The 10727-nt window shown below is 31.5% G+C and carries 12 protein-coding genes; 6 read left to right on the top strand and 6 right to left on the bottom strand.

What is annotated here, in order from left to right:
- Nucleotides 1-112 precede the first annotated feature (112 nt).
- From ACM6HU_RS22730 to ACM6HU_RS22710, 5 genes are all read right to left on the bottom strand, one after another.
- The gene (locus ACM6HU_RS22730; protein WP_414848465.1) at nt 113-1120 is read right to left on the bottom strand and encodes an ETX/MTX2 family pore-forming toxin; all 1008 of its coding nucleotides are present in this window, start codon (nt 1118-1120) and stop codon (nt 113-115) included.
- 800 nt (nt 1121-1920) lie between these two features.
- Complete coding sequence (locus tag ACM6HU_RS22725) at nt 1921-2532, bottom strand: helix-turn-helix domain-containing protein (RefSeq protein WP_414848464.1); 612 nt, start codon at nt 2530-2532, stop codon at nt 1921-1923.
- 330 nt (nt 2533-2862) lie between these two features.
- Nucleotides 2863-4041 carry a relaxase/mobilization nuclease domain-containing protein gene (locus ACM6HU_RS22720; RefSeq protein WP_016132743.1) on the bottom strand — a complete coding sequence of 393 codons (1179 nt, stop codon included), beginning with the start codon at nt 4039-4041 and terminating at the stop codon, nt 2863-2865.
- The gene (locus tag ACM6HU_RS22715) at nt 4023-4358 is read right to left on the bottom strand and encodes a plasmid mobilization protein (RefSeq protein WP_016113394.1); all 336 of its coding nucleotides are present in this window, start codon (nt 4356-4358) and stop codon (nt 4023-4025) included. The genes ACM6HU_RS22720 and ACM6HU_RS22715 overlap by 19 nt, the downstream gene beginning before the upstream one ends.
- Nucleotides 4359-4775: 417 nt before the next feature.
- The gene (locus tag ACM6HU_RS22710; protein ID WP_016113393.1) at nt 4776-4955 is read right to left on the bottom strand and encodes a hypothetical protein; all 180 of its coding nucleotides are present in this window, start codon (nt 4953-4955) and stop codon (nt 4776-4778) included.
- Between the two features lie 808 nt (nt 4956-5763).
- Here ACM6HU_RS22710 and ACM6HU_RS22705 point away from each other — a divergent pair.
- The 5 genes from ACM6HU_RS22705 to ACM6HU_RS22685 all read left to right on the top strand — a co-directional run bounded on the left by ACM6HU_RS22705 (nt 5764) and on the right by ACM6HU_RS22685 (nt 9087).
- Nucleotides 5764-6000, top strand: a complete 237-nt coding sequence (locus ACM6HU_RS22705; protein ID WP_000659766.1) for a helix-turn-helix transcriptional regulator — start codon at nt 5764-5766, stop codon at nt 5998-6000.
- Entirely contained in the window at nt 5993-6319 is a 327-nt protein-coding gene (locus ACM6HU_RS22700; protein ID WP_016113392.1) for a hypothetical protein, read from the top strand. Before ACM6HU_RS22705 ends, ACM6HU_RS22700 begins: the two co-directional genes overlap by 8 nt.
- Before the next feature lie 308 nt (nt 6320-6627).
- Nucleotides 6628-6759: a deaminase domain-containing protein gene (locus tag ACM6HU_RS22695; RefSeq protein WP_229165988.1), complete on the top strand. Its 132-nt coding sequence runs from the start codon at nt 6628-6630 to the stop codon at nt 6757-6759.
- A gap of 22 nt (nt 6760-6781) precedes the next feature.
- On the top strand, nt 6782-7177 hold the full coding sequence (locus ACM6HU_RS22690; protein WP_016113511.1) for a hypothetical protein: 396 nt from the start codon (nt 6782-6784) through the stop codon (nt 7175-7177).
- Nucleotides 7178-8472: 1295 nt separating this feature from the next.
- Nucleotides 8473-9087 carry a cupin domain-containing protein gene (locus tag ACM6HU_RS22685; protein WP_414848463.1) on the top strand — a complete coding sequence of 205 codons (615 nt, stop codon included), beginning with the start codon at nt 8473-8475 and terminating at the stop codon, nt 9085-9087.
- A gap of 127 nt (nt 9088-9214) precedes the next feature.
- Here the strand turns inward: ACM6HU_RS22685 and ACM6HU_RS22680 are convergent, their stop codons facing one another.
- Entirely contained in the window at nt 9215-9865 is a 651-nt protein-coding gene (locus tag ACM6HU_RS22680) for a DUF3967 domain-containing protein (protein ID WP_414848462.1), read from the bottom strand.
- A gap of 472 nt (nt 9866-10337) precedes the next feature.
- Between ACM6HU_RS22680 and ACM6HU_RS22675 the strand changes: the two genes are divergently transcribed.
- Complete coding sequence (locus tag ACM6HU_RS22675) at nt 10338-10631, top strand: hypothetical protein (protein ID WP_307838338.1); 294 nt, start codon at nt 10338-10340, stop codon at nt 10629-10631.
- Nucleotides 10632-10727: the final 96 nt, after the last annotated feature.

Here is a 10727-nt window from a genome sequence, read left to right as displayed (position 1 = left end):
AATAAGTAAAACCATAAAGCCTGTATTACGTGCATTATCTAAAAGTCGATAATAGACTAAAGCATAAAAAAGAGCCCTTCTCACTCGAGAGGGCTTTTAGTTTTAAAGTATTTTAGTTTTCTTTTTTAACTTCTGGTTGTACTGTATAAGTGTGACCTTCGTTAGTAACAGTGTAATCTTCGTTAGTAGATGCATCCGTACCGCTAGATGTAACAGCAAGTGCTCTAGGTTTCATTTCAACAGGCTTTACAGTTACAGAGAACTGTGTTCCATATTCAGCTGAGTATTTGCCTTTTCCTTTTAAAGTAACTTTATCAGTTAAACCATCTGAATACTCATAGACAGGTTTTACATTCAAATCAGAGGTTCTGCTATTGTTATATCTAAAAGCATCATACCATAAATTCTGAAGATTATTACTTCTCATTTTAGAACCATCTTCATAATTAACTTTTCCTGTTATAGTAGAGGTAAGGTCTACATTTCCATTTATTTTAACAGTATTTAAAATTACAGAAACCTCTACAGCTGAATGTGCAGGAACCACGATATTTTGCGGGCTAGCGGTATAAGTATAACTCTCGGTCTTTGTATTTTCATTTGTATTTGAGAAATTATATTCAGTAGATATTTCAACACTTCCCTCTCCAATACCCGGAATACCAAACGATGCACCAGCAGTTACTCCTAAGTTAAATCCATGTGTAGTGGAACTAGAAATAGAATGCTCAATTGTCTTTGAGAACTCATTTGTAGTAAAGGTTTGATCATGATCTGAATCATTTTTGAAAACTGTCTTCCCTACGAATAGAGTTTTTGCATTAGTAATAGGAGAACCATCTTCTTCTACAGACATTTTTACAACCTTATCAAGAACAAACTGTGGGTTTTTAAAGTTCTTATATCGTGCATCACCATTTTGAAGCATGCTAAACATCTTTTTGAAGGGCTCATCCCAATTTTCTATATAAGGTTTTTCTTCTCCCACTGCGATATTTTGGATAGGGTTAATTTGAGCTGCACTTGCTGAACTTGGAGATGCGAATGCAAATGAAGTACCAATAACTCCAATCATAGCAAGTGATAAAATTTGTTTAGTCTTCTTATTGTTTTTTAACATATTACTAACTCCTCTTTTGAGATTATAAAACTCTTATTTTTTTTGTATTTGTAATAAATGAATTACTATCATTCTAGAAACTAAGTAAATTTTACTTAAAGTCTTATAATTCATGTTGACAAGTTCATCTTAATATATATATCTTTCAAAATACTTGCATAAATATTACAAAAGTCTTGCAAAAATCTATTTTCTATTTTTGATATGGTGACCCCTGTTAGAAAAACAAAACAAAGATTGCCCCTCCCTTCAAACAGGAGGGGTTTGCAATAACTTCCAATAACGATAATTATGTGAACATAAAAGTTCCCCAGTTAAACAATCTGGAGGACTTTTTTTGTGGTTTGTTCTTGTCTTTTGGTCTTACATTTGCTTTTTGGCTAGAGTGCTGGCTCGTCGTGTGGGGGCGAAAACCCACGGTTTACGTATCAACATATCGTATAAGAACTATTTTTGAACGATTGATCTAAGCGGTTCGGCTCGTATACTTGCTTGTCCAAGTCGAGAACCATTGCTTTGCTTTTTGTCTGTCGGCTTGGCGAGAAAAGCACACGAGCTGAAAAAAGTTTTGCAGGGAGGGAGCAAAGCGGACAAGGTGGAGATTTTTGAGCGTTCTTTGCTCAAAAATACTACCTGTTCCTTGCGGAACTTTTAGCCTTATATAGAGAGTGAGAGTAAATTAACCTTATTTGGTTATGAAAATGTTGTTATATCAAGGGTTTATAAGTATTTTCGTAGTTATCAAATTAGGTAACATTAGTTATCAAATTAGGTAACTACGAAAATATAAAAAATAGCCCTTAAAAAAGGGCTATTGGAAATTTTTTTAATAACGGTTTAGATTTTATAAATAATGCTTTTAAAGTGACTTCAATATTATCACGTTCACCAGAGAACATAATGTTAGGATTAATAAAAATTGCGTTAGTACGTACGTTATTACCTTCAATTTCTTGACCTACTGCTTTTACTACAACACCTTTTTCTTGTAATTGCTTTAATACTCGACTAACCTTAGGTTTACTCGTTCCAAGACGTTCAGCAATCTGCGTTTGAGTCATAGGAACTGCACTTCTAGAATGAATGTCATCAACTATACAATTACTCTTAAATTGTAAAAACCGTTGAATGCGCATTAAAAATAGTATTTCTTCATCAGTAAAATATCCTGTCTCCAAAGCATAGTTCCAATTATCTTGAATCAATTGAACAAACCTCACTTTCGATTGAGGACTTTTTTTAGTGCCTATGTAAAGTTCTTTACCAGTAGCTTTAGCCATAATTTCCATGGCTTTTTCTAATTCAGCTTTTGAAACCTCATTATGATCTTGCTTAAATTTTTCATTTTCAATTTCCAAATCTCTTTTTCTAGCATTTCTTTCGGCTTGTCCAAAATCTACAACTTTTGTCATAAAATAATTCGCTCCCTTTTGTGGAAGGAATCAACTTTTATATGTTAGAATGTATATAGAGTATATAATTGGTTGATTCCAACCTGTTTATGAAGAAACGCCTCGCCGACCAAAGCTAGGGCGTTTTTTCTATTTTTATCATAACATGAAATCTATTGTTAAATAAAACCACTCTTAAACTCTTCTAAAATGTTTTTAATCACTTAAGGTAGTTCCATCCCTATCGATGAAAAAAAAGAACGTATAAGGAAATACAAGGGGATTAGAACTACACTTGTAGCTAATCCATATTTGAAAGCATCTACCCAAAAATACATTAAAGTATCTTTTTTAAGGTTCAAAATCAATTGATTGCTCTTTTCTTCGACTTTTTGTAATCTTTTTTGTGCTTTTATGCTCATGTTGTGAATCTCGCGTCCCATGTCTTTCTTGATTTCTTCCATTTGTCCGTTTAGGTTGTTTTGAATGTTTTGGAGATGATAGACTGTTTGTTGGTTGTTTGCTGCCATCTCGCTTTTTCCACTTTCCAAAGTCTTCAGTAGAATTTCTTTGTTGACGTTCAAGAGCTGACTTTGCTTTTCTAAAATTAAAAGCATCTCCTTCTGTATTTCCTCGCTTGTCTTCTGCATTGCTATCAATTCTTTGCTCGTTGCCATTTTCATATTGGTATCCCTGTCCATCTGTACGCTGATGTACCCTTTCAGTAGATCCATTAACTTCTGATTGTCCTCTAGATTCTTCTGCAACTCTTGTATAAGTTTCGCTGACTCGTCGCTCTTCACTTGATTCAATTTGTCTACTAAACTCATTTTCTATCGTACCCCTTTCGTAGTTTAAGCCGAGTGTTTTCCCCCTTACAAATCGCCCTACATCAGGATGTTTAAAACTAAAATGTTGACCACGTTCTTTCACTTCAACACCAAATTTTTGTTGCAATAGCTTCTTAAAATCTTCTAGATTTGTTGTTTGATCTTTTACATAGTCAATCGTTTGACGTAATTCATCCTTCCAACTTATTTCACCACGTTTGGCAAGACCGTATTCAGCTTGATGATAACGTTGCTTTGCTGATGGCTCTTTTACAACAGATAAGTCATGCTGCTCACATAATTTATCTGATTGCTCACGTATAAAATAAAGGTTTTTCGCATTATCTACATATTTTTTCCCTGTCTCAAGATTTACGGAATTGATGACAATGTGATTATGTATATGGTCTTTATCCGTATGCGTATAAACTGCTACCTCATGATCTTTTGCAATTTCCTTGGCTAAATCTTGCCCAATTTGATTTGCTAATTCTGGCGTTACTTCTCCTGGTTTAAAAGACTGTACAACATGATGGGCTTGTACACCGCCATTTTTGCCCCATAATTCCCTTGTAGCTGTCATTTGGCTCCTAACATACTCCACATCACAATTCACACCGCAGGAGGCTTTTGAACGCTTCTCAGCGTACCTCAATAATGCATTCGCATTTTTTGTACTACCTAGCTTAATTGTTGCCATGCCTTTTCCAATCCTTTTTTGATTTGCTCTATGTTGTAATTTAATCGTTCCAATTCTTGTTCACTTACTTGTTTTCGAGCATTGCACCACTTTGTTACTTGGTTCAAATTGGTACCAATTGCTCTCAATTCCCTCGCAATTTCAATTGCTCCTTTTCTATCAATCTTCGGTTGTCTTACTCTCACCCCATGCGCCTTGGCTTTCACGAAAGCCGGCACACTCATTCCAACGTTATCCGCCATAAGCGTTAACCGTTGAAACTCGTCTTCGCTCACCCGAAATTTAATTTGTTTTGCCTCAGATCTGTTCTCGCTCACAACGTAATTCCTCCTCAGCGGCTGCCCATCTATAGAGGTCATCCGCACGATAAAATGGTATCCTTATATTTCCATTTTATCGTAATCGTCGTAATTAGGCAAGCTCCGTATTTGGTACCCAAATACACGCTTGGTCATGCTTAGCATGACACCCCCCAACCCCCTTAAAAGGGGGAGTTAAAACCTTGGACTTTGTCCAAACCTACAAGGGGAACTTTCCCCCTTGGCCCCTTTATGAAACACCCCCAACCCCCTCAATATTGAGGGGGCTCCCTCGCCGGTTGGCAGGGTCAAAAGGGTACCTTTTGACAACCACAAGAGGGTTGCATAGTGAGTCTGTCAACTCCTTAATGCTCCTTCATTTCGCTTCCGCTTCATTCTGTCCGCTTACCGTTGACAGACATGATACAACTACCTCTAATTATTTGTAAGTTTAGTATTTCTAGAAATAATATATAAGATTAATACAAGAACAAATAATGAAATACTAACTATCCCAGTTACTGTCTCGTTATTTACTGTGTAATTTACAATAGTAATAATAAACAAACAAAGAGTACCTATTAATGCTAACTTTTCTTTTATAAATTCAAACATTAATTCATCCCCTTTTCTAATAAATATAGCAAAAATAAATTGTAAAATACTGCGAAATTAGCAGATTAAATCTTTAAAAATCATATGATATTTCGTGACCTTACCCTCCATATGCAATATTACATATAAAAATATATTGTTATTAATGTAAGCGCTTACTATAATAAAAGCATAAAGATAAATCACATCTTAGCATCAACAACAGAGGAGGAAATAATATGACAATTGCAATGACAGTTTTAAAATTTGTAGGTGGAGCACTTCCATTCGTTCAAGAACTTTTAAAAGCATTTATGTAAGTACATTATTTAGCAATTATTTATAAAAATTATCATATCTTAATACGAAATAAGAGGAGGAAATAATATGGCAATCGCAATGGCAGTTTTATCATTCTTAGGTGGAATCATCCCATTAGTAGGAGAACTTTTAAAAGCAGTAATGTAAGTTCATTATCCCGCAATTATTTATAAAAATTATCATACAAATGATCTGTATATCGAAAGTGAATTGATGTGCAGATCATTTGTGTGAGCAAAGTCCCTTTAACATTATGAAGGGACTTTTTTAAATTTCTACATACTAGAGGTTCCGTCACATCAACATCAAGTTAAAGCACTTTTAAAACATTAAAAAGTGCTTTTTATTTATTAAGAAATGAAAGTAAACTTTTGAATAGAAGTTTACTCTCAATAAATATATAGTATTTCTTTTAATTTATATAATTTTTTTTATCTTTTGTATAATTAAACTTTACTTTTTTATAAAATAGGTTTAATATAAGTCTTAAGAAAGGAAGATGTTAACTATGAAGGAAAAACATGGCGACTCTATAACAAATAAAGTCTATGAATATAGGGTATTAAAAAGAATGTCACAAAAAGATTTAGCTGATGCTGTTGGGGTTTCTAAACAAACAATATTTGTTATGGAAAAGAATAATTACTCTCCTTCACTAGTGTTAGCATATCGAATAGCAAATTACTTTGAGGTTGATATAAACGAAATATTCTCTTATGTAGGAAAGGAAGATAATAATGATTGATCTATTAAATAAATGGATGTTAGAAAGCACAGATAATTTCAATATTTTTGTAGGTTTTACAAGCCTTCTAATGTTGGGTTCAGCAATTGTGCTTTTTATTATGATGAAAAAATTTGGTCAACCGGATGAAAGAACAAATGCTATTTATCTTAAAGTTATTTCTTGTATGTTTGGTACTCAACTTGTAACGAATGCCATATTTATTTCTTGGGTGAGTAAAGATATGTATTTCCGTCAATTTTTCATATTATCTGAAGCCATTGTCTTCTTCGTTGGAGCTATTTATTCTGTTATATTATATAGAAAAGAATTCAAGTAGTTTACTTGCAATAAAACAATAAAAAACAGTAGTGATTTTATACACTACTGTTTTTTATTGTCCATTTTTGAATGTAAACTTTTAAATATTTGTTTACATTCATATCACCGAAAACATTGACTTCATCCCAATTCCCCTGATATCCTTAAAATTAGCAAGAAAAGTATACATTCAAAATGCTATACATAAAGAGATTGAACGACCTATAGACAATATAAATATCTCATTGAAATTAAAATACTTATACGAAAGACATAATAAATTATTTACTTGATTAATACTCTTCCTTTCTTTTTATGTGTTAATAAATGATAAAAGGGGAAATAAATTTATTCTCTGAACTAGATTGCTGTCAAAGTTGTACTAATTTAATATTTGAATTCAGGGAAAAACCCCCTAATATTAAGGTAAATATTATTACAAATAACACGTTAAAATAACAAACAGGGAGATCGGATATAAATGAGCAACTCAATAAATTATGAATATATAATTGAAGCAGCTCAATTGGACTTGGATGAATATGTAGATGAAGATGGTTTAACTGTTACTCAAGCAAGTGGAAAAATCATTGAGGAAGACTGGCAAAATATTAATACCAGCGATTTTATAAAGTATTCGTATCTTGTTAATCTTGCGTTAGAAGGAATAAAAAGAAAACAACTTCCAGATTTTTTATATGAAAAATTGTCTCATGCTGGAGAGGTTATTTCAAAAATAGAAAACAATGAATTAGAAGAATTAAAAAAAGATTTTAATATATATCAGGATAATTTAAAACAGAAATTGTTTAATCTTATTGAGACTAGTGCTAGTGATAAATCAAGAATTGATTATATTTTAAATCAAAAACAATAGTTTATTTTGCTAGATTCAGAGATCAAAGAGAATATTTTTATGAAGATCAAGTAGTATTGAAATGGTGAATAGGCTATACATATCTAGTTAACATAAGACTACTTATCAGCAGTCAATCTATTTAGAAACCTAGAAAAGTTTCTTCAGAAGATCTGAAAGGATTTTTTGTTCATATAAGGGACTCGCTACATGCCCCTATTGGATTAACTATATTAGTAAAAAAAGAAAAACAAACAACTGCAATTACAATAGTTATTACACTATTACTTATTATCACTTATTTAAAAGAAGTTATTAATTTTAAAACAATTTTCTAAAAAAAGGATGCATTAAAAAGAACTAAAAACTATGTTTTTAGTTCTTTTTAATGCATCTTTCATTCTGTTTTTTTTCGACTACCTCCTATAATTATACCAATAGCTAATCCAATAATCATACCAATAACTAAATCCACAAGTATCCTCCCATATAGGAGTCCCTCCAACTTTTTAACTCTTTTATACATTAAGATATTTTCTACCATGTAATGATACGTAATCATCTAAATCTATTCATTATGTCTCATTAACACGAAATGTTGGGGGTACCCCACTTTTATATAGTTTATACAACCCTAGTTACCATAAGTCCCGTTAGCGGAAGTATATTTTATTTATTTTTCATATCTTCTAATAGCTTTATAATCTTATTGTTTTGTTCAATCATGATTTTATTTTGCTTCATCATTTTTGTGAAATCATAGGAGAATATTAAAAGAAGAACTGTAATGAAAAATATCACTAATGTATACTCCTTTCTTTAGGCTATGTTTTGTTTATTTCTGAATCTTATAATCTAATTGTACAACCAATTGGAATTCATTTCCTTATGTATATTTCATACATAATTGGTTAACATAACGTCCTATTATCGGTAGCAAATAAGAAGCGAAATCCATTGATATAATTAGGATTTCGCTTCTTATTTGTTTATCATTTTATGCATGGTTTTATACATTGTGGAGATATTAAGGTTTTTTAGGCTTACGAATATCCTGTATTAGTACAAAAAAACGTATAAAATCTTGTATAAAAAAGATTGATAATTTTAAAACAAAGTTCGATAAAAAATTTTGTTGATATAGTTTTTTTCTTTTGACTTTTAAACTTCAATTGTATTGTTAAGTTAAAGGTGCATTTAATGAAATAAGTGTTTTAGGCTAAAAATCTTTCTTTACAAAAGTTACTTTGAATTTAAGTACATCGACTTAACCAGTGCATAGGATAATTTTATAAAATTGTGAAGGATTGAGAAAAATGTACTATATTCCTTGTATGTATCGATATGAATATCCTTATTATGCTAATGTACCAATGTATAACTATGGAATACAGTCTGTTTACTGGACTTTTCCTAATGAGATAGATTATACAAACAGATTTGATTTTTTTCGTTTTTTCAATGGTGATGGAAGTATTTCGTTAAAAGATTATGGATCAGAACCATTTGTCGTTAATATCAATGAAGCAGCAAAGCGAAACAATACGTATCGTACTGCTTTATGGACAGGGAAACATTTACAAGTTACTTTAATGAGCATCAATGTTGGCGAAGATATCGGTTTGGAAATACATCCTAATGTTGATCAATTTTTACGTATTGAACAAGGTCAGGGGATTGTTGAAATGGGAAAGAGTAAAGATAATTTAAATTTTAAAAGAAATGCCTATGATGATTTTGCAATAATGATACCTGCCGGAACATGGCATAATGTAACTAATACAGGTAATATTCCGTTAAAACTTTATTCGATATATGCTCCTCCAAATCATCCATTTGGTACTGTCCATGTTACTAAATCAGATGCATTGGTTGTGGAAGAAGGTTACAGTCATGGTAATAGGAATACAGTTATTAATCAAAATTTATAATGTTCCTAAGGGTTAATATTTTCATTAAGGGGTAGCTATAACTGTTATAGAAAGAAAGTCTATAGAATAATAAGATGTTTAAATACATGTGAAATAAAACAAGCTTTGCATATATGCAAAGCTTGTTTTATTTCCAAAATTTCCACCAATGATGTTTATTTTCTGTAGTAGGAGCAACTAGTTGTTTAGTCTCTTGAATAGATCTTATACTATGTAATAGTTGCTGATCTCTTTCTTGTAACAATTGTTCATGGTGTTTTTGATATATTTTTATACCATCTTTCAATGTTTGAAATTCTTCTTGAGTTCGTCGTAGTTCTTCTCTCATGGATTGGAGTTCTTTTGTTATTTCTTCGCGTTCCTCGCGCAACAATTCACGTAACAAATTGGTATTTTTTTCGCGTTCCAATATTTCTTTATCTCTCGTAATAAGCAAAGATTGGGAATCTATTGGATCATGGGACGTTCCACTCGTGTTCCAATTTTCATTATTTATGGTTATTGCTACGGTTTTGGCAGCATCCGCCTTGTTATATCCGGCATCTTTCATAAGTGTTTGAAATTGTTTTAAAGCTTTTATATCTTTTGAAGTAAAGGTTCGATATTCGCGATTACTTTTAGGATCGCGAACTTTTATAAAGATGTACTCATGTTTTTCTAACTCTAAACACCATTTACGCAAATAGCTTTCGCTAATACTTAATATTTCTGCTACTTCTTTGGTTAGGAAAGCTGGGAGTGGCTCGGATTGTATACCATTCCGCGTTCCATTAGACATTGTTCTTCACGCTCCTCTTAATGTTCCAATTAACGTTCCTAAAGTTACATTATACATGATAAAACGAAATACCTTTGAAATGTGGAATTTGTCGGTAATATAGTCCAAGTTAAACTTTAAAGAATATTAGTAGACTAAGAGCAAAGTACCTTGTCATTTTAATCAATGAACAGAATGAGATACTACCGATAAGTGAGATTATGTAAAAGAAAAGTACCTTCAGATCTTCTGAAGGTACTTTTTTAGGTTTCTAGATACATTGAATACCGATAATAGGACGTTATGTGAACTAGATGTGTATAGAATATACAAGAGGAACTCTTTCCTACTTACACGAATCTATTATAATAGAGAACGTCTTGATAATAAGGGGGGCATCACATATTTAAACAATTTTGGACATGGATAAAGGGAGAAATAATAGATCAAAATTTATAAATTGATTGAACATCTAAAAGGAGTATAAAGTATTTTGAGAAAAACTAAAATGAGAAACTATGTGAAATTATTTGTTCTTTACTTAATTATAATTCTAATATATTTCCTGTTATTTGATTACAGTAAAATATATATTAAGGCAAAAATAAATAACGAATTTTTATATCAATTATATTTATTAATAGGACGTATTAGTATGGGTTTGGGAATATATTTTATTCCAGATAAACTAGGTATTAAGATTAAATTCAGATTTAAATTTCTTATAGCAGTTATTGCAATGATAACTACTATAATTTTTCTTGATATAGTTGGTTTAATTGAATAGCTTTGATAACTTCCTGTAACGTGAATTATGTCAATGAGCTGTCCATATGAGCGGCTTATTGTATTTTTTGCTTAGCGTGGGGTTTTTCCAAAATGC

It is taken from the genome of Bacillus sp. IT-79MI2 (genome assembly GCF_949768135.1).
Classification (GTDB): domain Bacteria; phylum Bacillota; class Bacilli; order Bacillales; family Bacillaceae_G; genus Bacillus_A; species Bacillus_A pseudomycoides.
Note: the sequence above shows the minus strand (reverse complement) of the source record. Positions and strands in the feature narration are given on the sequence as shown.